Genomic DNA, 25,875 nt, shown 5'->3' on the forward strand with positions numbered 1-25,875 from the left:
CGGTGACCGGTGTTGAGATGAAAAATCGCGGGCGCGGAATATAGCACAAATTTTGACCAATTCCGACGGCAATGGTCGGCTTTTAGCCACGCCGCGCCCGACGGCGCTTATAGCCCGGTTTTGCTGGGGGCGAGGCCCACATAGGCGCGCTGATCACGCGTCGTCACTGGGGGTGCACTACGCAGGCGTTTTCAGCGCACAGCTTTATGCACCTCTTCTTCTGGTACTGCCCGCCCTAAGGTCGCTCAATCTTTTCAACAGAGCGCCTGCCACGCTGCTGTGCCAAGCGCTCTCTTCCCGAGCACACACCATGACCAACTCAGTCACCTTTGACGCAGAGCAACCTGCATTACTCACCAACGAAAGCTGGGCCGAACAACAGATCTTTCAACTGATACAGGAAAACGTAAATGCCTTCATGGGCAAAATGGGCGTGGACGAGCAAAAAGAATACCTGCGCCTGAGCAAGGATCTGGTGGAGCGCGAGCAAACCCTCGGCAACGCCCTCACAGATCTTTACAACGACTTGAGCCAGCAAATGGTCGACGCTCTGGAGCGAGAGCTGAAGAGCAAAACCGGCACGGCCATCAATTCGCGCACCACCTACCTGAAGACGCGGATCCGGCAGTTGCCGGTCTCCCAGGATGACCTCCCCGCCAACGATCGCCTGGGCAACAACGTGCGTATCTACAAAGAGGACCTGGGCGTACGTGAGTACGAACGCTCGATCACCTTGCTGGAGGCCGCGTATCGCAACTTCGGGTTTACTGCGTATTTCTCCACCGAAGAACAACGCGCCAGCTCTATCAGCGGCAACGTCATCAGCGTCAAAGCCTTCGTGGCCGTCGCAAGGAGCGTGGACATCGGCACGCGCATCAGCGACTACATCGAAAAAGAGTTCAAGAAGCGTCTGTCCAATCCGCTATTCGGCCTGCAAAGCACCAAGCTGCTGGTCGCATTGAGGGACGCCTATCGTACCAATGAGTCTTGGAGTATCAGCGAATGGGAATTCAATGAACTTAAAGACTGGCTGTTCGACACCAGCGTGTATTGGGACCTCTACCAACTGGACGCCGGCGGCGAAAAGATTGCCCTGCCGTTCTTTACTCGTCGCTTTGACACGCCCGACGGCTCTTGCGTCTACAGCTACTTCCCGGACCGCCCCAATGGCGCGTTACGCCGACATGCCTCCAGGCAAGAAGCCGTGGACTCGCTGCAGGACCAGATCCGCAACGACGTGGGGCTGGCACACTTCAGCTGGTTCATGAAGGCCATCTCCCTGAACAATCAGGAAAAGCTGCGAGCCTTTATCAAACCGCTGAAGGTCAACCGGGACGAGCTCGCCTGGCATGCCAGAATCCTGTATGACCTGTTCGCCAGCAAGACCCCAAACAGGCAAAAACTGGCGGTGGAAAAAATCGGCACGGACATCCGCTGCCTCGCCCACACCTTGCCGATCCACCAGGCGTGGCCGATACAATCGGACCTTATCCGACTGGCCCGCACCAATAAATTGGCGGACCAGGAGGCCGCCATTGCGTTGGCCACCTATCTGGTCAGCGAAACCTTGTCGATGCTGCTGATCCCCCTTCCCGGTGGCGTGACAGGTTTGGGCAAAATCATGTTGGTCGCAATGCTGGGCACCCTCGTCTATCAGACCTGGTCTGCCATTGCGGCGCTGCGCCGAGGCCAGCAGGCCGAGCTGGTGCAAGCCGTCGGTGACATTCTTGACCTGCTGGTGGGGCTGCGCTTGCAGGGTGCAGCGGCAAAGTTATCTGCACGCCGCACCCGCCAGTTGATGAACGCGCTGGGCAACCCCAACTACGCTACTGCCAAAGACGGCAAGCCAGGGTTGTGGTTCATCAACGACTACACAAAAATCGACCCGAACTACCTGACAGGGCTTGAACAAAACCCTCAAGGGCTGTTTGAAAAGGACAACCGAAGCTACATCAAACTGCAGGTCGACAACCAAACCAAATTCGCCCAGGTCACTCTCGAAAAAAGCTCCGGGCGCTATCAACTGGACATGCCGGGCTCTTCAAGCATTCACCCCTATGTCACTTACTCAGCCAAACATGACCGCTGGACACTCGACCCCATCGATACCCGTGCGCTGAACGAAGCCCAACTGCTGCAGCACATGATCTCGCCCAGCGAGTTGCCGCTGAGCCCGACAGCTTGCAAGCGCGCCCTGGATGTCGCGGCCGTCGATCGCCAGGAGCTGCTGGATATCTGGTTCGATCGCCGGCCCACCCCTGTCGCATTGACGCAGGCTATCGAGAATCAGCAACTGCGCGATGGGCTCACCCAGTTGCAAACGGCGCTCGGGCAGAACGATGGTCCGCTGCCGCCCATCGCCGATCAGGTCATGCCTGCACTACTGGCCGATCTGGGCACCTGCACGATCAAGCTGTACACCCCTGACGGCAAGACCTTGCTGTCCAGCCACGCACCCGTGCTCGGGGCCAACACACAGCCCTTGGCCACAATCGAGCTACGCAAGGACGGGCGCGATCGCTACCTGGCCCTGGCATTTGGCTCGTCGATTGCCTCACTCATGCAACAGGTCCTGCAGGAACATGAACGGCTCGTCCCGGATAGCACATTGGGTAAGACAGGTCACGGCAGTGAAGAGCAACCCCTGGCAAGCCGACTGCTTGGGCTGAGGAAAAAACTCGCAGCACACCTTCAGACACATCAAGCAGCAGTGTATGCGGCGTTACGCGATGGCCGACTGCGCGACCACCTGAATGCAAAACATCCAGCCACTCGGTTTGCACCCACGGCGCAGTTCGAGCAGACGCCCGGTGGTGAACTCGCAATCGGCCTGTTGCGGCGTCGCTTTCCGGACCTTTCACGGGCAATGGCCGCGGACTTGCTACAGCATCATCCCTCGTTGCGTGACATCGGCCTGTATTCGCGCCTGGAGGCTCCGGTGCGCGAAGCCATTCACAAAAGTATTCAACAAAGCACCATCATTGAGGCGCTCAACGCACTGTCGGACCCGAGCGGCCTCGGTCTCAACGCGCAAAGCCAAGCCCTGTTCTGCAACCTGCTGACGCTCTTGCCGGGCTGGCCGAGCGACGTCGGAGTGCAGGTTTATCAAGGCTCCACCGATCAGACCGGGCGGATCACCCAGCGAGGTTCACTGCTGGACACCTATGGGAGCGAAGACGCAGACAGCTTCGTCATGTTGGTCAAGTCCGGCACTGAATATGCCGGTTACCTACAGGACAGTGGCGACCTGAAAACGGCAGTCGCCGGGGAGAACAGCCTACTCGGCGCCACCTTGCACGCCCTCACCGAAACCCAACGCAATGAGCTGGGCCTTGAACCCCACGACATCGCCGTGCTGGCTCAGGACGTGCTTGAACAGGCGCGCGTACAGCAGGCGCACCTGCCGGAATTTCTCACACCTTCGCGGGAGGCGCCGCTGTCGAACCAAAGCATCAGTGCTTTCCGGATACCCCACAAGCAGGTGCCAGACAATGCCGACGCAGACGGCGTTCATGCCCTGGGCGGGCGTCAATACGCGAACATCGACGACGGCCCCTATCAGGTCATGCTCGACCGCGACGCCTCCTCGGCGACAGGCAAAGTCTGGCGCATCGTAAAACCGGGCGATCCGGTGGCGATGGACGCAGATAACATCTACAACGGCAGCCGCTTCGGCGAAAGCCATGCCATCCGGCGCAATGCCGCCAATGTGTGGGTCAGCGCCATCGTCGGCGCACCGGGGGGTGTACGCGGCGAGGGACATGACTGGTCGTTCTTTCGGCAATTGGCCGACCGTGCCAGCGCACTCTTGAATCAACTGCGCAGCCCGCAGCGGAGGGTGCACACACTGTTCCCGTCTTTTGACCAGGGACAGATCAACGCCTTTATCCAGTCTCTGGGCAGCGACATTGCTGGCGGGCTGGAGCGACGGGAAGCCGAGTACAGAACCCTCAGCACGGAGTTGAAGGCATGGCGGCATGCGAACGCATCCGAATCTGCAAGCTGGGCCAAGCTCGCTACCGATGAGGTCAAACAGTGCTGGCGTCGGGAGACAGGCGCACAACTGAAGTTACCCGCGAACCTCGCATCGCTGCCCGCCTTAAAAGCAGATTTCAGCCATGTGCGCGAGCTTTTCATGGAGTCCGTTGCCTGGTCAGAGAACGCCGATGTATTCCTGAGCAATTTCACGGCCCTTGAACGCCTGGACATCACCCGCTCCAAACTCGCCGCGCTGCCCCCCGCGATTGGTGACATGACTAAACTGACCACTTTGAACCTGAGGTCTAATCACATCCGCCTGGACACACAAAGCGCTCAAAAAATCAGCGCCCTCACAACGCTCAAACAAGTTGACCTGTCGGGAAACCCGCTGGGGGCAGCCCTGGACTTCAGTCAGATGCCGGGGCTTAAAACCTTGGACTTGAGCGATACTCAAATAGATCAGTGGCCAACCGGCCTGCACAACGCGAGCGCGCTAAAACTTGTCGATCTGCGCAACAACCAATTGCGCCAAGTGCCTGAGGCCAACCTGAACCCGGCGCCTGAACAACTCAACGCCATGGTCCACGTCAACGGCGTTACGCTTCTTGAGGGCAACCCATTCCCCGCTGGCTACTGGAAGACCCTTGAAGCGTATTGGCAACGCTTGGCTACCAATCACCCCGAACTGAGCACACCGGCTCAAACCGGTGCCTTCAGGATCGAGGCGGACGCGCATGAGATCCAGGTAGTACAGCGGATGTATCCCGAGAAAAACGCCCAGGCCGCCAAGGAGTATCTGATTGGCCTGGGTGACAACACAGAAACAGAAATGGCGCGTATCCAGGCCTTCGATCAGTTGGACAAGCAACTGGTACGCTATATCGCCGAGCATGACCCCAACGCCCCTCGCCCTCCGGGCACCCAAAAACCGGACTCGGCCTACGCCTCCAAATTAATCAGGGAGTGCTGGGTCAAGTCAGCGGACTCATTACGCCTGCCTTCCTTGAGGGCCCCCCTTCCGGCACTGACCGCCGATTTCAGCCACGTCAAAATACTCAGTATCGACTCGGTAACCTCGTCGGCCGGTGCAGATACGTTCCTGGCAAACTTCCCCAACCTGACCGTGCTGAGCATTGCCTACTCCAACATTGAGACGTTGCCTGCCAGCATTGGCCAGATGAAAAAACTGGTTAACCTGAGCCTGTGCCGAAACAACATGAAGCTGGATGAAACGAGTGCTTCGATCCTGAGTAAGCTGGACCAACTAGGAGTTCTCGATCTTTCGGAAAACCCACTGCAGATAACACCTGACTTCAGCACCATGACCAGCTTGAACACTGTGGTCTTATCTAACACCGGGATAAGTCAGTGGCCCACCGGGTTACTGAACCTGCCGTCTTTGGCTCACTTGGACTTGCGCTTCAACAACTTGCGTGAAGTGCCGCAGGCCAACCTCAATCCTGCCGCCGAAAACCTGCAAACAGTGGCGCGGATCAATGCCGGCACGCGGCTGGAGGGCAACCGGTTCCCCGCCCAATATTGGAAAAAGTTCGATGAATATTGGCAACGCCTGTACGACACTCATCCGGAACTGGCGGACCCCGCTGATCCTAAAGTTTTCGACGTAAAGAACTCTCCGGCACAGCGCTACCGTCAACAGCATCCGACCATGCGCATCAAGGAGTGCAGGGAGCGGCTCTGGCGCATGGGGCAAGGCGTTTCATCCGGCACACTAGGCAGACAATTTGAACGATTAACAGCGCAACTCGATTATTGGGTACGCGTAGAAGGTGGCGATGTGCAGGACGCCTCGTCTTCCACACAACAAGGTGACCGCCTGCGCGCGGACTTGGAAAAGGCCAGGGAGCGAATCCTCAGTTGCTGGCAGTTAAACGCCCCCCAACAATTTGCCGCCAATGGCACTCCGATTGGCCAGGAGCTGAATCTGAGCGGACTGAAACTGCCCAACCTGCCACCCATCAACGCCGACTTCAAACATGTCGGGTCGCTTAATTTGAGCAAGATGAACCTGAAGGCTCTCCCAAAGGGCTTCCTGGGTCAATTTCGTAATATACGCTGGCTGAATCTGGCGAGAAACCATCTAACGGAGCTGCCCGAGGGCGTGGCTGAAATGAATGGCCTGACGCGTCTATTCCTACAGAATAACCAGCTGAAACTGACTGTCGAGGCTGCGCAAGTGCTTTCCGGGCGAACCACACTCAAGGCATTGTGGCTGCATAACAACCCGGGATTGGAGACACCCCCCGATTTCAGCCTGATGACCGAAATGTGCGACGTCAATCTGTCGAATACAGGTATCGACACCTGGCCGACCGGCCTGTTTACCCAGCCTGGCCTGGAGAGGATCAAGCTGAACCACAACCAAATAACCGAAATTCCGGACTACGTGGTTGAGCCAACGGCTAATTGGCTGGCGCACTCCGTCCAAGTCAACAGCATCACTGAGGTGTCACACAACCCGCTGTCCAGCGTCACTCGCGTGCAAATACAACGCTATGAGCAGCGCTTGCTGGCCGCTGGCATGATGCTCAACGCAGAACCCAACCTGATCACGACGGCGGCGGTCACAAAAGACCGCGAATCAACCCGCGAAATGTGAGTGTTTACTCATCGTCGTCGAAGTTGTAACTGCCCGGTGCCAGGTTCTCGAAGCGTGTGTACTTACCGATGAACGCCAGGCGGATAAAGCCGATCGGGCCGTTACGCTGCTTGCCGATGATGATCTCGGCGATGCCCTTGTGTTCCGTTTCGGGGTGGTACACCTCGTCGCGGTACACGAACATGATCACGTCGGCGTCCTGCTCGATTGCTCCGGATTCACGCAAGTCGGAGTTCACCGGGCGCTTGTTGGGGCGTTGCTCCAGGGAGCGGTTGAGCTGGGACAGCGCCACCACCGGGCAGTTGAATTCCTTGGCCAGGGCTTTGAGGGACCGGGAGATTTCGGAAATCTCGTTGGTACGGTTGTCGCCGCTGGAACCCGGGATCTGCATCAGCTGCAGGTAGTCGATCATGATCAGCGCGATATCACCGTGCTCGCGCACCAGGCGGCGGGTACGCGCACGCATCTCGGACGGGCTGATACCGGCCGTGTCGTCGATGAACAGCTTGCGGTCATTGAGCAGGTTGACCGCCGAGGTCAGGCGCGGCCAATCGTCGTCTTCCAACTGGCCGGAACGCACTTTGGTCTGGTCGATACGACCCAGGGACGAAAGCATACGCATGATCAGCGATTCGCCTGGCATTTCGAGGGAGTACACCAATACCGCCTTGTCGCTGCGCAGTACGGCGTTTTCCACCAGGTTCATCGCAAAGGTGGTCTTACCCATGGACGGACGGCCGGCGACGATGATCAGGTCGGACGGTTGCAGGCCGCTGGTCTTTTCGTCGAGGTCGGTGTAGCCGGTGGAAATACCGGTAATGGCCGCGTCGGTGTTGAACAAGGTATCGATACGGTCGATAGCCTTGGTCAGCAGGTCGTTGACGCTGACCGGGCCGCCGGTTTTGGGCCGTGCTTCGGCGATCTGGAAGATCTGGCGTTCGGCTTCATCAAGGATCTCGGCGGCGGTACGGCCTTCCGGGTTGAAGGCGCTGTCGGCGATTTCGGTGCTGATGCCGATCAACTGGCGCAGGGTGGCGCGCTCGCGGACGATCTGCGCATAGGCCTTGATGTTGGCGACGGACGGCGTGTTTTTCGCCAGCTCACCGAGATAGCCCAGGCCGCCGACCTGGGAGGTCTGGCCTTCCTTGTCCAGTTGTTCGGCCAGCGTCACCACGTCGATCGGTGAGTTCTGGTCGGCCAGCTTGGCGATGGCGCGGAAGATCAGGCGGTGGTCATGGCGATAGAAGTCACCGTCCGAGACTTGATCCAGCACGCGTTCCCAGGCGTTGTTGTCCAGCATCAAGCCACCGAGCACGGCCTGTTCGGCCTCGATGGAATGCGGCGGCACCTTCAGGGCAGCGGTTTGCAGATCGTATTGCTCAGGAGCGGAGATTTCGTTCATGGCCACTTGGAATTTAAGGGTGTGTAGAAAAACAAAAGGCACGACCTGTAAACAGGATCGTGCCCGATGTTAACCGGCTGACACGCGAGGTGCCAGTCAGTTAGGTGCGACTTAAGCTGCTACCACGACAACGCGTACGGTGGCTTCAACTTCGGCGTGCAGGTGCACGGCTACGTCGAATTCGCCTACGTTGCGGATGGTGCCGTTCGGCAGACGAACTTCGCTCTTCTGCACTTCAACGCCGGAGGCGGTCAGTGCATCAGCGATGTCGTGGGTGCCGATCGAACCGAACAGCTTGCCTTCGTCACCGGCGGTGGCAGTGATAGTCACTTCCAGCTCAGCCAGTTGGGCAGCGCGAGTTTCGGCCGAAGCTTTTTTGTCTGCTGCGGCTTTTTCCAGCTCAGCACGACGCTCTTCAAACGCAGCCAGGTTGGCAGCGGTTGCAGCGGTGGCTTTGCCGTATGGCAGCAGGTAGTTACGACCGTAGCCGGCCTTAACGTTCACTTTGTCGCCCAGGTTGCCCAGGTTGGCGACTTTTTCCAGAAGGATCAGTTGCATGTGAAAATCCTCTAACTTTTAACCTTCACCGTTCGCGCTATCGGCATCTTTCGACGCCAGACGTCCGCGAAAATCAATCAGGCCGTCGACAATGGCCAGAACCACGAGTAACGGATAGATCAGCTGCATGAACAGCAACAGCGTGACGTACAACCCCACCAGCCAGAACCTGGCCAGGCGCTTTCGCGCAACCAGCCCGTGAATCAGGGCCAGCCCGGCAAACACCAGCGGTACGCTGCAAATCGGCGCCAGCAAGGCCATCTGTGGACCGAAGTTCGGCCCGACAACCATGCACGCCAGCAGCAACATCGCCGGCCCCGCAGGGATTCTGATACTGCGAAACTCGCGACCAAAACCACCCGGGTTGTACAACAACGCCTGCCAATAACGCCCAAGAATCAGGCTCAGCACGCTGACGACCTGCAACAGTGCCGCAATCAGGCCGGTCAGGACCGGAGCAATCAGTGACGCAAACCGCGCTCGCTCATCTACCGACAATTGCTGGTAGAGATCCCCGAGAGCCAGTGGCAGGATCTTGACGATCTCCTGCGACAGCGCCTCGATTTGCGGGCGGAAAGCCGCGCCAAGCATCACTGAGTACACCAACCCCAATGCCACGCTGACCAGCAGCGTACGGACCCAGGACTCACTTGCGCGTAAAACCAACGCAAGGCTCGATGACCCCAGCAGTACCAGAAGTACCCGTGGATCACCCATTTGCAACCACCAGATCAAGGCCGGCAACAAACCCAGGGCAAGAACGCCAAGAGCGTCCTTCAAACCGCGCCGCAGCAGCACAAGGCAACCTGCGGCAGCACCCAACCAATAAAGCAACGGCAATGCCGCACAGCCAGCCACTACCAGAGTGGCCTGCACGCGACCGCGCATGATGAACTCAGCTAAGGCGCGCATGCATTCAATCCCTTACTACTTGTCGACTGCCCGGTCTCAGCGGCCGTGGCTGTCGGTGTAGGCCAGCAGGGCCAGGAAGCGGGCGCGCTTGATAGCGGTGGCCAGCTGACGCTGATAACGTGCTTTGGTACCGGTGATACGGCTTGGAACGATTTTGCCGGTCTCGGATACGTAAGCTTTCAGAGTGTTGAGATCTTTGTAATCGATCTCTTTCACGTCTTCAGCGGTGAAGCGGCAGAATTTACGACGACGGAAGAAACGTGCCATTTGATAGGCTCCTTAATAAGGTCCGTGGATTACTCGTCAGCGTTATCGCTGTTGTCACTGTCATCAGCGCTATCATCAGCGCCTTCTTCAGGACGGTCGCGACGCTCACGGCGCTCACTGCGGTTTTCTTCAGCCTTGAGCATCTCGGATTGGCCGGTAACGGCTTCTTCGCGACGGATGACCAGGTTACGGATCACTGCATCGTTGTAGCGGAAGTTGTCTTCCAGCTCGGCCAGGGCCTTGCCAGTGCACTCAACGTTCAGCATCACGTAGTGAGCCTTGTGAACATTGTTGATTGCGTAGGCCAGTTGACGACGGCCCCAATCTTCCAGACGGTGGATTTTGCCGCCGTCTTCTTCGATCAGCTTGGTGTAACGCTCAACCATGCCGCCGACTTGCTCGCTTTGATCCGGGTGGACCAAAAAGATGATTTCGTAATGACGCATGAATGCTCCTTACGGGTTGTAGCCTGCCGCTCAAAAACGGTCAGACAAGGAGTGAATGACACTTATGGATCTTGCCGCAGGGGAGGCACATCGGTGCCTGCCAGGAAGGCAAGGGGCGCAATTGTAGAGAAGGGGGAGAAGCGGCGCAAGGTAATTGGTGATTATTTGAACAATGCTTACTGACACCAGAAACCAATGTGGGAGGGGGCTTGCTCCCGATTGCGGGAGTTCAGTCACATCATCTGTAACTGACCCACCGCTATCGGGAGCAAGCCCCCTCCCACATTTTGGTTCTGTGCCAGGCTCGGGATTACTTCTTGGCTTTGACCTTGGCACCACGCTGACGCTGGGCTTCAAACAGGCACACGCCCGTCGCCACCGACACGTTCAGGCTGCTGACGCTACCGGCCATCGGCAAGTGCACCAGGTAATCGCAATGCTCACGGGTCAAACGACGCATGCCTTTGCCTTCGGCGCCCATGATCAGGATGGTCGGGCCGGTCAAGTCCTGGTCATAAATGCTGACCTCGGCCTCGCCTGCCGTACCCACGACCCACAGGCCACGCTGCTGGAGTTTCTCCAGGGTGCGCGCCAGGTTGGTCACGGCCACCAGCGGAATCACTTCCGCCGCACCACACGCCACTTTACGCACCACCGGGGTCAGGGTTGCCGACTTGTCTTTAGGCACGATCACCGCCAGCGCGCCGGCAGCATCTGCCGAACGCAGGCACGCGCCGAGGTTGTGCGGATCGGTCACACCGTCCAGCACCAGCAGGAGCGGCGCACCTTCGGTACGGTCGAGCAGCTCGTCGAGCATGGCTTCGCCCCATACCTGGCTTGGGCTGACGTCTGCAACCACGCCCTGGTGAACACCTTCAACCCACACGTCCATTTCTCGACGCTCGGCCTGGCCGATGGCAACCTTGTTTTGGCTGGCCAGTTCAACCAGCGCCTGTACGCGCGGCTCGCTGCGACCTTCTGCCAGCCAAACCTGCTTGACGCGTTTGGGGTGGTGACGCAGCAGTGCTTCTACGGCATGCACACCGTAGATTTTTTCCAGACTCATGACTTGGCCTTAGGTTTGCGCGACCCGCCGCTTTTCGCGGGGGCAGAGCCCGCTTTTGGCGGGCCTTTACGATGTTTACTTGGCTTGCTCGACGGTTTTTCCGCCCCTTGGGACTTTCCCCCAGACGCCGCTTTACCACCACTTTTGGCTTCGTTGAGCAGCTGCTGCTTCAACTCGCGGCTCTTGCGCAGCTCGGCGTTTTTCGCCGCAGCATCGCTTGGGCGGTAGGCTTCAGGAGCCTTGTCCTTGGCGGAAGAGCGACGCCCCGACTTGGCAGGTGCAGGCTCGGCAGCCGTCTTCGCGCCAGTGGCCTTGCCTTTGGAAGCCGGCGCTGCAGTTTCGCTGCCACGCTTTTTGCGGCCAGCCGGCTCAGCAGGCTTGTCAGGCATACCGAAGTCGATCTTGCGTTCGTCCAGGTCGACACGCATGACCTGCACTTCGACGGTATCGCCCAAGCGGAAGCTGCGACCGGTGCGCTCGCCCGCCAGACGGTGGTGCACAGGATCGAAGTGGTAGTAGTCACCCGGCAAGGCGGTGACATGCACCAGGCCCTCGACGTAGATGTCGGTCAGTTCCACAAACAGACCAAAGCCGGTCACGGCGGTGATCACACCCGGGAACGACTCGCCTACACGATCCTTCATGAACTCGCACTTGAGCCAGTTCACTACGTCGCGGGTGGCTTCGTCGGCGCGGCGCTCGCTCATGGAGCACTGCTCGCCCAACTGTTCCAGGGCCGCCTCGTCGTACGGATAGATCCGCGCCTTCGGAATAGTCATGGCACCGGCGCGCTTGACGTGCGGGGTGTTCTGCTTGGAGTGGATCACGCTGCGGATTGCGCGGTGCGTGAGCAAATCCGGGTAACGACGGATCGGCGACGTGAAGTGGGTGTACGCCTCGTAGTTGAGGCCAAAGTGGCCCTGGTTATCGGCGCTGTACACCGCCTGGCTCAGGGATCGCAGCATCACGGTCTGGATCACGTGGTAATCCGGACGGTCCTTGATGCTGGCCAGCAGAGCCTGGTAATCCTTGGGCGTCGGGCCATCCTTGCCTTTATGCAGGGACAGGCCAAGCTCACCAAGGAAGGCGCGCAGTTTTTCCAGGCGCTCCGGCGGCGGACCGTCGTGCACGCGGTACAACGCAGGAATTTCGTGCTTCTTCAGGAACTCGGCAGTGGCCACGTTGGCCGCCAGCATGCATTCCTCAATCAACTTGTGCGCGTCGTTACGGGTGGTCGGGGTGATCGCGGCGATCTTGCGCTCGGAACCGAAAACAATCCGGGTTTCCTGGGTTTCAAAATCGATCGCGCCACGGGTATGACGGGCGCCCAGCAGCACCTTGTACAGCGAGTACAACTGCTTGAGGTGCGGGACCACGCCAGCGTATTCGGTACGCAGGGCCTTGGCTTCGCTGGTCTTCGGCGTCTCCAGGATGGTGCTGACCTTGTTGTAGGTCAGACGCGCCTGGGAGTGGATCACCGCTTCGTAGAACTGGTAGTCGGTCATTTCGCCGGTTTTGGAGATGGTCATCTCGCACACCATGGCCAAACGGTCGACTTTCGGGTTCAGGGAGCACAGGCCGTTGGACAGCTGCTCAGGCAGCATCGGGATCACGCGCTCAGGGAAGTACACGGAGTTACCGCGCACCTGGGCTTCGTTATCCAGGGCCGAACCGATCTTCACGTAGCTGGACACGTCGGCAATCGCGACGTACAGCTTCCAGCCGCCGGAGAACAGGCGCAGCTTGCCAGGCTTGGCTTCGCAGTAGACCGCATCGTCGAAGTCGCGAGCATCTTCGCCGTCAATGGTGACGAACGGCAGATGACGCAGGTCGATGCGTTTTTCTTTGTCTTTCTCTTCGACTTCCGGCTTGAGCTTGGCGGCTTCCTTGAGCACGGCATCAGGCCAGACGTGAGGAATATCGTAGGTGCGCAGCGCAACGTCGATTTCCATGCCGGGCGCCATGTAGTTGCCGACCACTTCAACGATATCGCCCTGGGGCTGGAAGCGCGCCGTTGGCCAATGGGTGATTTTCACCTCGACGAACTGGCCGACCTTGGCGGCACCGTTGCGGCCGGGGGTGATCAGCACTTCCTGCTGGACCTTCGGGTTATCCGGCACGACAAAGCCGATGCCGCCTTCTTCGAAGTAACGGCCGACGATGGACTCGTGGGCACGGGACACCACTTCGACGATCACGCCTTCGCGACGACCGCGACGGTCCAGGCCGGAAACCCGCGCCAGGGCGCGGTCGCCATCGAACACCAGGCGCATTTGCGCCGGGCTCATGAACAGATCGTCACTGCCGTCATCCGGGATCAGGAAGCCGAAACCGTCACGATGGCCGGCAATGCGGCCCAGGATCAGGTCGAGCTTGTCTACCGGCGCGTAAGTGCCACGACGGGTGTAGATCAATTGAGCATCGCGCTCCATCGCACGCAGACGGCGGCGCAGGGCTTCGAGCTGGTCTTCGGTGGTCAGACCGAATTCTTCGACCAACTGCTCGCGGCTAGCAGGCGAACCACGATCGGCGAGGTGCGCCAGGATCAGTTCGCGGCTAGGAATAGGGTTTTCATATTTTTCCGCTTCACGAGCGGCCTCGGGATCGAGGGACTGCCAATCGGCCATTAGAGAGTTTTCACCTTGTCTATATGTGGGTTAGTTTGGCATACGCGTATTGAAACGGGAAATTTCAGGTATCAACAAGCGTTTAAAAGACCTTTACGCCCCCCGCCGCGCACCTTGCACGACCACTGGCGAAATTTTCCAGGGTTTTTTCATGGCAGGGGTTTACAGCTCAAATATCGCTCCGTATAGTGCGCGCCATCGACGACGGCAACGTTGTCGGATAATGCCCAGGTGGTGAAATTGGTAGACACGCCAGCTTCAGGTGCTGGTGATCGCAAGGTCGTGGAAGTTCGAGTCTTCTCCTGGGCACCAAATTCAGATCAAACCCGCGAAAGCGGGTTTTTTCGTTTCAGGCCTTTGATTTTTAACGGAAAAATTGATTTATATTTTTCGAATCAGGGGTTTACAGATCAAAAAGCCCGCCGTATAGTTCGCCCCATCAACAGCGGCAACGTTGTTAGATAATGCCCAGGTGGTGAAATTGGTAGACACGCCAGCTTCAGGTGCTGGTGATCGCAAGGTCGTGGAAGTTCGAGTCTTCTCCTGGGCACCAAATTCAGATCAAACCCGCGAAAGCGGGTTTTTTCGTTTCTGACGCTCGAAAAACTCCCCAGCGATTTCCCCCTCGTCCGCACTTGAGAAGTTTTATCGTTTATCCTTGCAATGATTTGTTGCATATAGCGAGGAACACTTCGGATGATGATCCGCGATAACCGTCTCAAAACATCCCTTCTGCGCGGCCTGAGCCTCACCCTGCTCAGCCTGACCCTGCTCTCGCCCGCCGCCTATTCTGCCGACAAGATCGCCCTGACCTTGTACAACGGCCAACACAAGGAAGTCGGCGATGAACTCGCCAAAGCCTTTGAAGCCAAGACCGGCATTCACGTCAACGTGCGCAAAGGCAGCAGCAATCAGTTGGCCAGCCAGGTCGTCGAAGAAGGTGACCGCTCCCCCGCCGACGTGATCTATACCGAAGAATCGCCGCCGCTGAACAAACTCGGCGAGCAAGGTTTGCTGGCGAAGATCGATGCCAGCACCCTCGACGTGCTACCCAAGGATTACGTCGGTCGTAATGGTGATTGGATGGGCGTGACTGCACGCACCCGCGTGGTGGCGTTCAATCCAAAACTGATTGCTGAAAAGGACCTGCCCAAATCCGTCCTGGATTTCGCCGGCCCCGAGTGGCAAGGCAAGGTTGGCTTCGTGCCCACCAGCGGTGCCTTCCAGGAACAAGCCGTGGCGATCATCAAACTGCACGGTCGCGAAGCCGCCGAAGAGTGGCTGACCGGCCTGCGCGCCTTCGGCAAGGTGTACAGCAACAATATGGTCGCCCTCAAGGCCGTTGAAAATGGCGAAGTGGCCACCGTGCTGGTGAACAACTATTACTGGTTTGCCCTGAAAAAGGAAAAAACCAACCTGGACTCCCAACTGCACTACTTCACCGATGGCGATGCTGGCGGCCTGATCACCGTATCATCCGCTGCCGCACTGAAATCCAGCAAACACCCCAAAGAAGCTCAGCAACTGCTGGCATTCATGGCCAGTGAAGAAGGCCAGCGCGTGATCACCAACACCTCGGCCGAATACCCGCTGCGCAAAGGCATGGAGTCCAACCGTGGCCTCAAGCCCTTTAGCGAGCTGCAGCCGCCGAAAGTCACCCCAGCCGACCTTGGCAACGCCGAAGAAGCCTTGGAACTGGAACGTGATGTTGGCTTGAACTGATGACCGCGTCGCTAACGGCCGGGGCATTCAGCCCACGGCGCAAACGTCCGTCGATCTGGCTGTTGCTGCCAGTACTGCTGCTCGTCGGCCTGAGCCTGCTGCCACTGGCGTATGTCGGACTCAAGGCCTGGCAGGCCGGCTGGGCAGAGGCGGTGCATCTGCTGTGGAGGCCGTATGTGTTCGGCCTGCTGCGCAACACCCTCGCACTGATGGTCGGCGTGACCGTGACCTGTGGCGTGATCGGCCTGTCCCTGGCCTGGCTGCTGGAACGCAGCAACCTGCCGGGAAGAAGGATCTGGGGCGTAATCCTGTGCCTGCCGTTTGCGGTGCCTGCGTTTGTCAGCAGCTTTACCTGGGTGTCCCTGAGCGCGAGCTTCGAAGGGCTCGGTGGCGCGATTCTGGTGATGAGTCTGTCCAAGTACCCGCTGGTGTTTCTACCGGTGGCCGCAACCTTGCGTAACCTTGACCCATCCCTGGAAGAGTCCGCGCGCACCCTGGGACTGAATCGCTGGGGCGTGTTCTTTCGCATCACCTTGCCGCTGCTGTGGCCGTCGCTATTGGCCGGGGCACTCCTGATCGCCCTGCACATGCTGGTGGAGTTCGGGGCCTTGTCGATCATCGGACTGCAGACCTTTACCACCGCGATCTACCAGCAATTCGAATTGGAATTCAGCAACGCCAATGCCGCGATGCTCTCGGCGGTGTTGCTGGTGATGTGCCTGACCTTGCTGTGGCTGGAGCTGCGCGTGCGCGGTAAAGGCCGACACGTGCGCATTGGCCAGGGCGCGGCGCGACATGCCGAGCAGGTCCGGCTGGGCAAGTGGGCACCATTGGGGCAGGTGTATTGCCTGGCGCTGGCGATCATTGGCAGCGGCATTCCGCTGGGGATGCTCGGTTATTGGTTGGCCGTCGGATCTTCCGCCGCGTTTCCACTGGCTGAAATTGGCGAGGCGTTGCTCTCCTCACTTGCCTTGTCGCTGGGAGGCGCGGCGTTGTGCCTGGTACTGGCGGTGCCCGTAGGTTTGCTGGTGGTGCGCTACAAAGGCCAGTTGGCACTGTGGGCCGAACGGCTGCCCTACCTGCTGCACGCCCTGCCCGGCCTGGTGATTGCACTGACACTGGTGTATTTCGCGCTGCATTACGTGCCCGCGCTGTACCAGACCTCGGCGTTGCTGTTGATCGCTTATGCGCTGCTGTTCTTGCCATTGGCCCAGGCGCCGATTCGTACGGCCTTGAACAAAGCAGCACCGCAGCTGGAAGAAGCGGCGCGCACGCTGGGGGCTTCGTCGTTCAGTGCGTTTTGTCGGGTGACGCTGCCGATTATCTTTCCAGCGCTGGGGGCTGCGTTTGCGTTGGTGTTCCTGGATGCGATGAAGGAATTGACGGCGACGTTGCTGCTCAGCCCTACGGGGTTGAATACCTTGGCGACGGCCGTGTGGGCGCATACTTCGAATGTGGAGTTTGCGGCGGCGGCACCTTATGCAGCGTTGTTGATATTGGTGTCGGGATTGCCGGTGTATTTGCTTACGACTCGGATGTATCTGAGTCGCTGAGACCGCTATCGGGGGCAAGCCCCCTCCCACATTGGAACGCATTCCAAATGTGGGAGGGGCTTGCCCCCGATGAGGCCGGCACAGGCAACACTAAGCCCGGAACTGCCCCAGACTCGCCTTCAACTGCGCCGCCAACCCATCCAGCACCTTGCCACTGGCTGTCGTCTCCACCACTGCCTGCGCCGCACGCTCGGCCTGGGCATGGATCACTTCGACCCGCCCACGCACCGCATGGGCGCCCTGAGCCTGGTGCTCAGCCGCACGCGTCGCCAGACCAATCGCGGCGTGCACCTGCTCGACCGACGCCTGCACTGTCTGCTGCAAACGCACACTGTCGCGCAACACCAGCAAGCCCTCATTGGCCTGGCGACCAGCCTTGCCGATGGTTTCCACCGCCTCACGCGCGCCCTGTTGTAACGCCACGATATGCGCCTGGATATCGCCTGTGGAGCTTTGGGTCTTGCTGGCCAGCGCACGCACTTCGTCCGCCACCACGGCAAAGCCACGTCCAGTCTCACCCGCCCGCGCCGCTTCGATAGCCGCATTCAGGGCGAGCAAATTGGTTTGCTCGGCAATGCCATGAATCACGGTAAGTACGACTTCGATCTGCTCGCTTTGCTGCGCCAGCCGCTCGATCACCTGGGAGCCAGCCTGCACCTGCCCCGCCAACGCCTCGATCAAGCTGCCGACCTCAGCCGAGGTGCGCGAGTTCTCATCCGTGGCCTGGCGAATATCCACCACCTGCTGCAAGGCCGCTTGCATGGCGTGGCTTTCGGCCTGGGCCTCGTCAGCCATCTGCGAAAGTGCGCGCAAGCTCTCTGCAACCTCGTCGCGCTGCAAGCCCGCTGCCGCGTCGGCGCCCGCGTTACGCAATGTCATGGCGCCGATTTCCACACCGGTACGCTGGGCCACATCGCCCGCCTCGCGCACGATGGGCTGCAACTTATCCACAAAGCGATTGACCGCCGAAGCCATATCACCGATTTCGTCCTTGCTGTTGATCTGCACACGCTTGGTGAGGTCGCCCTCCCCTGCCGCGAGGTCATCCATGGCGGCAATAAGCAGCTTGAGACGATTGACCACGCGCCGGCCCAACACAACAGCGAGTAACAGCAATACGCCAAGCCCCACCAATGCCAGGCCCATGCCAATACGCCAACGCAGGGTGCCCGCCGCTTCTTGTACGGCACTGGAGGTGTTTGCAGTCATTTGGGTGGCAGTTGCCTGTGCCGACTGCAGCCTGGCGCCCATGGCGCTGGCACTATCAGCCGCCGCTCCCTGCAGGCTGTCGCCCACCAGTTGATCACCGCTGGCGATCAGCGCGGCAAAGCGCTTATCCAATGCTTGCAGATCGGCCTCAACCGCAGCGGTCGACACGCCCATGCGCACCTTGCCAATTTCCACACCATTTGGGCTGATGGAGGCTTCGACGTAGTACACCGACGGGTCTGTCTTGGCCGCGTTCAACACCTTATCGAGGGCACGCTCACCCGCGCCCTTTGCCAGCAACGCCTGGTTGATCGGGTTATCACGGTTCAGATAACGCGTCAGGTGCTCACCCGCGGCGTCGTCATACACGACAAACAACACATTGGGATTGCGTTGGGCACGCCGGGCAAATTCCGAGAGTGTTGGCACATCGCTGTCCCACATGGCGCGGGGTGCGACGGAGGCCAGCAACTGCGCCATGTCATTGGCGGAGTCTTTCAGGTCTTTTTCCAGGGTCGCACGCAGTTGCTTCTGCTCTTCCTGCAGACGCGTGGAAAGCCCGGCTGTCAGGCGCTGGCGCGTGCTGGAGGACAAGCTGTCCAGGCTGGACATGACCTCCTTGCCGGCCTGGGCCAATTCGCCAGACAGTTTCTGACTATCGATGCCCAGACGATTACCCAAATCAGCTTCCAGCGCGGTCACGGTGCTCCGCGTCAGCGCGACGGCAACCAGCACTTGCACCAAAAGGGCGATACCAAGGGTAACGAACACCGGCCGCAACAGACGGCTTTGTAACAACGAGAGAACGGCAGACACTGGAAACCCCTCCACCACGGGTGCCACTAATTTGATAGCACCTCGAAAGAGGGAAACACAGCAAGGGTCGTGCCGTTTGCCAGACAGAAACGACAAAGGGCTCCCGAAGGAGCCCTTTGCTTTTTACATCAACAGTTTATTAAGCGAACGGGTGACGCAGAACGATGGTCTCGTTGCGGTCCGGGCCGGTCGAAATAATGTCGATCGGTGCACCGATCAGCTCTTCCACACGCTTGATGTAAGCGCGGGCGTTGGCTGGCAGTTCTTCCAGGGTCTTGGCGCCCACGGTCGATTCGGTCCAACCTGGCACTTCTTCGTACACAGGCTGCAGGCCCACGTAGCTGTCAGCGTCGGTCGGGGCAACGTCGTTGCCTTGTGCGTCTTTGTAGCCGACGCAGATGTTGATGGCTTCCAGGCCGTCGAGTACGTCCAGCTTGGTCAGGCAAATGCCCGAAATGCTGTTCACATCGATAGCGCGACGCAGGATAACGGCGTCGAACCAACCGCAACGACGAGCACGGCCAGTGGTGGCGCCGAATTCGTGACCTTGCTTGGCCAGGTGCGCGCCAACGTCGTCGAACAGTTCAGTCGGGAACGGACCCGAGCCTACACGGGTGGTGTAAGCCTTGGTGATGCCCAGGATGTAGTCCAGGAACATCGGACCAACGCCTGAACCTGTGGCAACGCCGCCAGCAGTGGTGTTGGAGCTGGTCACGTACGGGTAGGTACCGTGGTCGATGTCCAGCAACGAGCCCTGGGCGCCTTCGAACATGATGTCTTTGCCGGCGCGACGCAGGTCGTGCAGCTCGGCGGTCACGTCCAGCATCAGCGGCTTGAGCAGCTCTGCATATTCCTTGCACTCGGCCAGGGTCTTGTCGAACTCGATGGCAGGCTCTTTGTAGTAACCGACCAGCATGAAGTTGTGGTAATCCACCAGTTCACGCAGCTTGTCTTCAAAACGCGGCATGTTGAGCAGGTCGCCCACACGCAGGCCACGACGCGCTACCTTGTCTTCATAGGCCGGGCCGATGCCGCGACCGGTAGTGCCGATCTTCAGCTCGCCCCGCGCCTTTTCACGGGCCTGGTCCAGCGCAACGTGGAACGACAGGATCAGCGGGCAGGACGGGCTGATGCGCAGGCGCTCGCGCACCGGTACGCCTTTCTCTTCCAGCTTGGTGATCTCGCGCAGCAGGGCGTCAGGTGCAACTACCACGCCGTTGCCGATCAGGCACTGCACGCCTTCGCGCAGTACGCCCGACGGGATCAGGTGCAAGACGGTTTTTTCGCCATCGATGACCAGGGTGTGGCCAGCGTTGTGGCCACCCTGGTAGCGCACTACGGCGGCAGCATGTTCGGTCAGCAGATCAACGATCTTGCCTTTGCCCTCATCACCCCATTGGGTGCCCAGGACTACGACATTCTTACCCATAACACTTGTCCTCATTCGCGCAAACTTGGTGCCGGCGATGGCCGACAGGAAAACTCAAGAAGCCAGTGGCGATACTTGCCAAAGCCCGTTCTGCTGAATCAATTGCCGGTCGCAGTCCGCTTCACGGGCGGCGGCCAATGGCTGCCCAGGCAAGGCCTGGACCACACGCAGACCCTCACTGCGTAACTGGCAAACCTGCTGCCAGAGCGCCGCGTCCGTACTGTCGGGCATCCAGATGCCACCAGACGGCAGCTCGACCTCAGCACGCCCCAGGGTCACCAGGGTTTTCAAATCGGTGGAAAAACCAGTGGCCGGACGCGCGCGACCGAAGTCGGCGCCGATATCGTCGTAACGACCACCTTGGGCGATGGCCTGGCCAACACCCGGGACAAATACCGCGAACACCACACCGGTGTGGTAGTGGTAGCCGCGCAACTCGCCCAGATCAAAATACAGCGGCAACTGCGGGAACCGCGCCGACAAGCGTTCGGCAATCGCCAGCACGTCATCCAGTGCCGCCAATACCGGCGCCGGCGCATTGGCCAGGCGCTCACGCGCAGCCACCAGCACTTCACGACCACCGCACAGGTCCACCAGCGCACGTAGCATACCGGCCAGTTCAGCCGGCACACCCTCGGTCAGGGCGATTACTTCGTCGATTGCCTTGCGCTGCAGGGCATCGAACAACTGTTGCTCCACTTCACCGGACAAGCCGGCCGCACGGGCCAGGCCACGATAGATACCGACGTGGCCCAGGTCCATGTGGACATCCGGCACGTCAGCCAGTTGCAGCATGGCCAGCATCAGGCTGATCACTTCAACGTCGCTGCTCGGGCTGGCATCGCCGTACAACTCGGCACCCAACTGGATCGGGCTGCGCGAAGACGACAAGGCTCGCGGCTGGGCATGCAACACGCTGCCGGCGTAGCACAGGCGGCTCGGACCTTCGCGGCGCAGGGTGTGCGCGTCGATGCGCGCCACTTGCGGCGTGATGTCGGCACGGAACCCCATTTGCCGGCCCGATTGCGGGTCGATCACCTTGAAGGTGCGCAGATCCAGGTCCTGGCCCGCGCCAGTCAGCAGGGATTCCAGGTACTCGATATGGGGAGTCACGACAAACTCGTAACCCCAGCTCTGGAACAGATCCAACACCTGGCGACGCGCTACTTCAATGCGCGCAGCTTCTGGTGGCAGTACTTCTTCGATGCCATCTGGCAGCAGCCAGCGGTCTACCGTTGCCATTACGCCATTCCCCTTTGATCCGGGCGGCCAGCCCTCGGCCGAGCCTTGAGTGAAGCAGAAAATACCCGCCTCCTGCATAAACCACGCGCAAGAGCGACGTGACGAACGGCCTGCAAACGGCCTCGTCGGGCACTTTCCTCGAAAAACCTGTCACGCCTGCCGAATCAAACATGCAGACGCAAAAAAGCCGGGAATTTCCCGGCTGCCGCATCATACACCCGTTTTCTGAAAGGATCACCCCGCCAGGCATTTTAGCCGCCCGACGGAGTGGGCCCTACAGAATCACAGGCCTGTTACTTGGACTTTTCCAGGTAGCGGAAGAAGTCGCTGCTTGGGTCCAGCACCAGAACGTCGGTTTTGTTCGCGAAGCTTTCACGGTAGGCACGCAGGCTACGGTAGAACGCGTAGAACTCCTGGTCCTGGCCGTAAGCCTTGGCGTAGATCGCCGCCGCTTGAGCATCACCATCACCGCGGGCCTCTTCAGACTCACGATAGGCTTCTGCCAGCAGGACTCGGCGCTGACGGTCAGCATCGGCGCGGATACCTTCAGCCAGCTCGTTACCCTTGGCACGGTGCTCACGAGCTTCACGCTCACGCTCAGTGCTCATACGTTCGAACACGCTGCGGTTCACTTCCTTGGGCAGGTCAATGGCCTTGACCCGGACATCGACGACTTCGATACCCAGCTCTTTTTCCGCCATGGTGTTCAGCGAACGGGTGATATCCGCCATCAGCGCATCACGTTCACCAGAAACCACCTCATGCAGGGTGCGCTTACCAAACTGGTCACGCAGGCCCGATTCCAGACGACGGGACAAACGCTCGTCGGCAATCTGCTTGAGGCCGGAGGTCGCGGTGTAGAAGCGCTCGGCATCCTTGACGCGCCACTTGGCGTAGGCGTCAACCATCACGGCTTTCTTTTCCAGGGTCAGGAAGCGCTGTGTCGGTGCATCCAGGGTCATCAGGCGGGCGTCGAACTTGCGCACCTGGTTGACGTAGGGGACTTTCACATGCAGGCCCGGCTGGACATCCGCCTGGACCACGCGACCGAATTGCAGCAGCACCGCACGCTCGGTCTGAGCCACGATGTAGAAGCAGTTCCAGGCAGCGATGACCACGACGACGCCCACAATCAGGGCGGTCAGCGATTTATTGCTCATCAACGACTCTCCCTGGTACGTGTTTGCTGTTGCAGCAAGTCAGCGGCCGCACGGGCGCTCGCTTCGTTGGCAGCGGCATTCGAACCGGTGGACGGTGCGCTGGTGCCGCTACGACCACTTTCGATCATCTTGTCCAGCGGCAGGTACAGCAGGTTGTTCTGCCCACCCTTGTTGCCGGTCACGAGAACCTTGCTGGTGTTGCTGAAAACTTCCTGCATGGTGTCCAGGTACAGACGCTCACGCGTAACTTCCGGCGCCTTGCGGTACTCGGCAACCAGCTTGGTAAAGCGATCTGCCTCACCCTTGGCGCGCGAGACCACTTCGTCGCGATAACCGTTGGCATCTTCAAGGATGCGCTGGGCCTGACCACGGGCTTCCGGCACAACGCCGTTGGCATAGGTTTCAGCCTGGTTGCGCGAACGCTGCTCGTCTTCACGGGCGCGGATCACATCGTCAAACGCTTCCTGCACTTCACGCGGTGCCGCGGCGCTCTGTACGTTCACCTGAGTGACAGTGATACCGGTGCGATAGGTATCGAGGAACCGTTGCAGGCGCTCCTTGATTTCACTGGCCATCAATTCACGACCTTCGGTCAGCACCTGGTCCATGGCGGTGGAACCGACCACGTGGCGCAGGGCGCTTTCGGTTGCGTGTTGCAGGCTGATCTCCGGCTGATCAACGTTCAGCACGAAGTCCTGCAGGTTGCTGATCTTGTACTGCACGGTCAGCGGCACTTCGACGATGTTCTCGTCTTCGGTCAGCATCTGGCCCTGCTTGGTGTACGCACGCTCACGCGTGACGTTTTCCATGTACTTCTTGTCGATCGGCGGGAAATAGATGTTCAGGCCCGGCCCGACAGTCTCGTAGTACTTGCCGAAGCGCAGCACCACGGCTTGCTCCTGCTCGTCCACCACGTAGACCGCGCTGTACAGCCATACGGCCGCGAGCACGACAAGGCCCAGGCCCAGCAGGCCGTAGCCGCCGCCCTTGCTGGTGCGACCGCCGTCGTCACCACCACGTTTTTTTCCACCACCGAACAACCCATTCAGGCTTTCCTGCAGCTTTCGGAAGGCCTCGTCGAGATCCGGTGGCCCCTTGCGGTCGCCATTATTGCGGCGCTTACCACCCCAAGGATCCTGATTATTCGAGTTGCCACCCGGCTCATTCCAAGCCATAGCGCTCTCCATCTGATAAAGCAAAGACGCACCCACGGCGCGCCGACCAATGCTACAGAATGCCTGCTACTGCGGCACAACCGCTTTCTCAGGCTTTTATTGCAAAGTGTGTTGTTCGATGAACTCCGCCGGCACAACACCCTCGCGACTGACCAGTCGATTGAGCTCCGAGCGTGGCAATCGAACGGCCAGCAAGCTGACACCTTCTTCATCGTGTTCTTCTTTCTGTACCGCACCCAGTTCGAAAAACTGTGCCCGCAGTCGAGCAAAACGCTGCGGCAAGCGCAAGGTGCCGACAAACAAATCGCTGCCCAGCAGTTCGGCAATTGCTTGCTCAAGCAGCTCCAAACCACTGCCATCACGCGCCGACAGCCAGACCCGCTGGGGCTTGCCGTTTTCGTCACGCTGGATTTGTGGCTCAACACCTTCAAGCAAATCGAGTTTGTTATAGACCTCGAGGATCGGCAAGTCCTGGGCACCAATCTCGCCCAGCACCACCATGACCTGTTCAATCTGCAACATGCGATCCGGTTCGGCCGCATCGATCACGTGCAGCAGCAGGTCGGAATTGCTCGACTCTTCGAGCGTAGACCGAAATGCCTCGACCAGCTTGTGCGGCAAGTGACGAATGAAACCCACGGTATCGGCCAGGACAATCGGCCCCAGGTCGTCTATGTCCAGACGGCGCAAGGTCGGGTCGAGGGTGGCGAACAGTTGGTCGGCCGCGTACACGTCCGATTTCGTCACGTTGTTGAACAGCGTGGACTTGCCGGCGTTGGTATAGCCCACCAGGGACACGGTAGGGATATCCGCACGGGAACGGCCACGGCGCGATTGTTCGCGCTGGCTGCGGACTTTTTCCAGGCGGCCCTTGATCTGGCGCAGGCGAACCCGCAGCAGACGCCGGTCGGTTTCCAGCTGGGTTTCACCCGGACCGCGCATACCGATACCGCCACCTTGACGCTCAAGGTGAGTCCAGCCGCGAACCAGGCGGGTGCTCATGTGATCAAGCTGGGCCAGTTCGACCTGGAGCTTGCCTTCATGGGTACGGGCGCGCTGGGCGAAAATATCGAGAATCAGGCCGGTACGGTCGATCACGCGACACTCGAAAACACGTTCGAGGTTACGCTCCTGACTGGGCGTGAGGGTGTGATTGAAGATCACCAGATCGGCTTCTTCAGCATGAACCAGGTCGCGCAGTTCCTCGACCTTGCCGCTGCCGATCAGGTATTTGGCGGTTGGCCGATGACGCGGCACGTTAAAAAACGCAACGGTCTCGGCGCCGGCCGAATTTGCCAACTCCTGAAACTCCTGCGGATCTTCGCGCGCCTCAGGGTCCTGTCCATCCAAGTGAACGAGGATTACTCGCTCACCACCACCGTGGCGCTCAAAGAACAAAGGAGACTCCTATCAGGCGTTACCTGGCTCAGCGTCACCCTGTTCATCACCTGCTGCGCTAGGCAGACGGATAGGACGAACTGGAACGACTGTCGAGATAGCGTGCTTGTAAACCATCTGGCTGACGGTGTTTTTCAGCAGGATCACGAACTGGTCGAACGACTCGATCGTGCCTTGCAACTTGATACCGTTGACCAGATAGATGGAAACCCCAACTTTCTCTTTACGTAAAGTATTCAAGTAAGGGTCTTGTAGCGAATGCCCTTTTGACATGTGCCGCACTCCTTTAAGG

17 protein-coding genes and 2 tRNA genes are annotated in these 25,875 nt (G+C 59.4%); 5 read left to right on the top strand and 14 right to left on the bottom strand.

Annotated elements, in window-relative coordinates; translation table 11 throughout:
* The first annotated feature begins 52 nt into the window (after positions 1-52).
* Complete coding sequence (locus tag QMK52_RS04485) at positions 53-6,601, top strand: DUF6543 domain-containing protein (RefSeq protein WP_320403851.1); 6,549 nt, start codon at positions 53-55, stop codon at positions 6,599-6,601.
* A gap of 4 nt (positions 6,602-6,605) precedes the next feature.
* On the opposite strand, the gene dnaB is transcribed toward QMK52_RS04485, so the two are convergent.
* The 7 genes from dnaB to rnr all read right to left on the bottom strand — a co-directional run bounded on the left by dnaB (position 6,606) and on the right by rnr (position 13,879).
* Positions 6,606-8,003, bottom strand: a complete 1,398-nt coding sequence (gene dnaB / locus QMK52_RS04490) for a replicative DNA helicase (protein ID WP_003188079.1) — start codon at positions 8,001-8,003, stop codon at positions 6,606-6,608.
* A 111-nt stretch (positions 8,004-8,114) separates the two neighbouring features.
* The gene (gene rplI / locus QMK52_RS04495; RefSeq protein WP_003171376.1) at positions 8,115-8,561 is read right to left on the bottom strand and encodes a 50S ribosomal protein L9; all 447 of its coding nucleotides are present in this window, start codon (positions 8,559-8,561) and stop codon (positions 8,115-8,117) included.
* A gap of 18 nt (positions 8,562-8,579) precedes the next feature.
* Entirely contained in the window at positions 8,580-9,473 is an 894-nt protein-coding gene (locus QMK52_RS04500; protein WP_005784252.1) for a hypothetical protein, read from the bottom strand.
* A gap of 36 nt (positions 9,474-9,509) precedes the next feature.
* A complete protein-coding gene (gene rpsR, locus QMK52_RS04505; protein WP_002551829.1) occupies positions 9,510-9,740 on the bottom strand; it encodes a 30S ribosomal protein S18 in 231 nt (76 codons plus the stop codon).
* A gap of 29 nt (positions 9,741-9,769) precedes the next feature.
* A complete protein-coding gene (gene rpsF / locus QMK52_RS04510) occupies positions 9,770-10,186 on the bottom strand; it encodes a 30S ribosomal protein S6 (protein ID WP_005784250.1) in 417 nt (138 codons plus the stop codon).
* Positions 10,187-10,496: 310 nt separating this feature from the next.
* Positions 10,497-11,252, bottom strand: coding sequence for a 23S rRNA (guanosine(2251)-2'-O)-methyltransferase RlmB (gene rlmB / locus QMK52_RS04515; RefSeq protein WP_153838740.1), 756 nt, complete (start codon positions 11,250-11,252; stop codon positions 10,497-10,499).
* On the bottom strand, positions 11,249-13,879 hold the full coding sequence (rnr, locus tag QMK52_RS04520; protein WP_194439955.1) for a ribonuclease R: 2,631 nt from the start codon (positions 13,877-13,879) through the stop codon (positions 11,249-11,251). Before rnr ends, rlmB begins: the two co-directional genes overlap by 4 nt.
* 225 nt (positions 13,880-14,104) lie before the next feature.
* Here rnr and QMK52_RS04525 point away from each other — a divergent pair.
* The 4 genes from QMK52_RS04525 (at position 14,105) to QMK52_RS04540 (ending at position 17,154) form a co-directional block, all read left to right on the top strand.
* A tRNA-Leu gene (locus QMK52_RS04525) sits at positions 14,105-14,191 on the top strand.
* 154 nt (positions 14,192-14,345) lie between these two features.
* Positions 14,346-14,432, top strand: a tRNA-Leu gene (locus QMK52_RS04530).
* A 143-nt stretch (positions 14,433-14,575) separates the two neighbouring features.
* Positions 14,576-15,601: an iron ABC transporter substrate-binding protein gene (locus tag QMK52_RS04535; protein ID WP_194439954.1), complete on the top strand. Its 1,026-nt coding sequence runs from the start codon at positions 14,576-14,578 to the stop codon at positions 15,599-15,601.
* Positions 15,601-17,154: an ABC transporter permease gene (locus QMK52_RS04540; RefSeq protein ID WP_005784242.1), complete on the top strand. Its 1,554-nt coding sequence runs from the start codon at positions 15,601-15,603 to the stop codon at positions 17,152-17,154. The genes QMK52_RS04535 and QMK52_RS04540 overlap by 1 nt, the downstream gene beginning before the upstream one ends.
* A 90-nt stretch (positions 17,155-17,244) precedes the next feature.
* On the opposite strand, the gene QMK52_RS04545 is transcribed toward QMK52_RS04540, so the two are convergent.
* From QMK52_RS04545 to hfq, 7 genes are all read right to left on the bottom strand, one after another.
* The gene (locus QMK52_RS04545; RefSeq protein ID WP_005784240.1) at positions 17,245-19,179 is read right to left on the bottom strand and encodes a methyl-accepting chemotaxis protein; all 1,935 of its coding nucleotides are present in this window, start codon (positions 19,177-19,179) and stop codon (positions 17,245-17,247) included.
* A gap of 139 nt (positions 19,180-19,318) precedes the next feature.
* Complete coding sequence (locus tag QMK52_RS04550) at positions 19,319-20,608, bottom strand: adenylosuccinate synthase (RefSeq protein WP_005784238.1); 1,290 nt, start codon at positions 20,606-20,608, stop codon at positions 19,319-19,321.
* Positions 20,609-20,662: 54 nt separating this feature from the next.
* Positions 20,663-21,850: an ATP phosphoribosyltransferase regulatory subunit gene (locus QMK52_RS04555; protein WP_005784236.1), complete on the bottom strand. Its 1,188-nt coding sequence runs from the start codon at positions 21,848-21,850 to the stop codon at positions 20,663-20,665.
* A gap of 293 nt (positions 21,851-22,143) precedes the next feature.
* Complete coding sequence (gene hflC, locus QMK52_RS04560; protein WP_003188064.1) at positions 22,144-23,010, bottom strand: protease modulator HflC; 867 nt, start codon at positions 23,008-23,010, stop codon at positions 22,144-22,146.
* Positions 23,010-24,185: an FtsH protease activity modulator HflK gene (gene hflK / locus QMK52_RS04565; protein WP_005784234.1), complete on the bottom strand. Its 1,176-nt coding sequence runs from the start codon at positions 24,183-24,185 to the stop codon at positions 23,010-23,012. Before hflK ends, hflC begins: the two co-directional genes overlap by 1 nt.
* 96 nt (positions 24,186-24,281) lie before the next feature.
* On the bottom strand, positions 24,282-25,583 hold the full coding sequence (gene hflX / locus QMK52_RS04570) for a ribosome rescue GTPase HflX (RefSeq protein ID WP_003188061.1): 1,302 nt from the start codon (positions 25,581-25,583) through the stop codon (positions 24,282-24,284).
* Positions 25,584-25,595: 12 nt separating this feature from the next.
* A complete protein-coding gene (gene hfq, locus QMK52_RS04575) occupies positions 25,596-25,856 on the bottom strand; it encodes an RNA chaperone Hfq (protein WP_003188059.1) in 261 nt (86 codons plus the stop codon).
* Between the last annotated feature and the right edge of the window lie 19 nt (positions 25,857-25,875).

The sequence above is a fragment of the Pseudomonas sp. P9_2 genome (assembly GCF_034008255.1).
GTDB classification, from domain to species: Bacteria; Pseudomonadota; Gammaproteobacteria; order Pseudomonadales; family Pseudomonadaceae; genus Aquipseudomonas; species Aquipseudomonas synxantha_A.

Coding starts and splice junctions, on each gene's coding strand:
- dnaB (WP_003188079.1), bottom strand. CDS start 8,003: ATGAACGAAATCTCCGCTCCTGAGCAATACGATCTGCAAACCGCTGCC.
- rplI (WP_003171376.1), bottom strand. CDS start 8,561: ATGCAACTGATCCTTCTGGAAAAAGTCGCCAACCTGGGCAACCTGGGC.
- QMK52_RS04500 (WP_005784252.1), bottom strand. CDS start 9,473: ATGCGCGCCTTAGCTGAGTTCATCATGCGCGGTCGCGTGCAGGCCACT.
- rpsR (WP_002551829.1), bottom strand. CDS start 9,740: ATGGCACGTTTCTTCCGTCGTCGTAAATTCTGCCGCTTCACCGCTGAA.
- rpsF (WP_005784250.1), bottom strand. CDS start 10,186: ATGCGTCATTACGAAATCATCTTTTTGGTCCACCCGGATCAAAGCGAG.
- rlmB (WP_153838740.1), bottom strand. CDS start 11,252: ATGAGTCTGGAAAAAATCTACGGTGTGCATGCCGTAGAAGCACTGCTG.
- rnr (WP_194439955.1), bottom strand. CDS start 13,879: ATGGCCGATTGGCAGTCCCTCGATCCCGAGGCCGCTCGTGAAGCGGAA.
- QMK52_RS04535 (WP_194439954.1), top strand. CDS start 14,576: ATGATGATCCGCGATAACCGTCTCAAAACATCCCTTCTGCGCGGCCTG.
- QMK52_RS04540 (WP_005784242.1), top strand. CDS start 15,601: ATGACCGCGTCGCTAACGGCCGGGGCATTCAGCCCACGGCGCAAACGT.
- QMK52_RS04550 (WP_005784238.1), bottom strand. CDS start 20,608: ATGGGTAAGAATGTCGTAGTCCTGGGCACCCAATGGGGTGATGAGGGC.
- QMK52_RS04555 (WP_005784236.1), bottom strand. CDS start 21,850: ATGGCAACGGTAGACCGCTGGCTGCTGCCAGATGGCATCGAAGAAGTA.
- hflC (WP_003188064.1), bottom strand. CDS start 23,010: ATGAGCAATAAATCGCTGACCGCCCTGATTGTGGGCGTCGTCGTGGTC.
- hflK (WP_005784234.1), bottom strand. CDS start 24,185: ATGGCTTGGAATGAGCCGGGTGGCAACTCGAATAATCAGGATCCTTGG.
- hfq (WP_003188059.1), bottom strand. CDS start 25,856: ATGTCAAAAGGGCATTCGCTACAAGACCCTTACTTGAATACTTTACGT.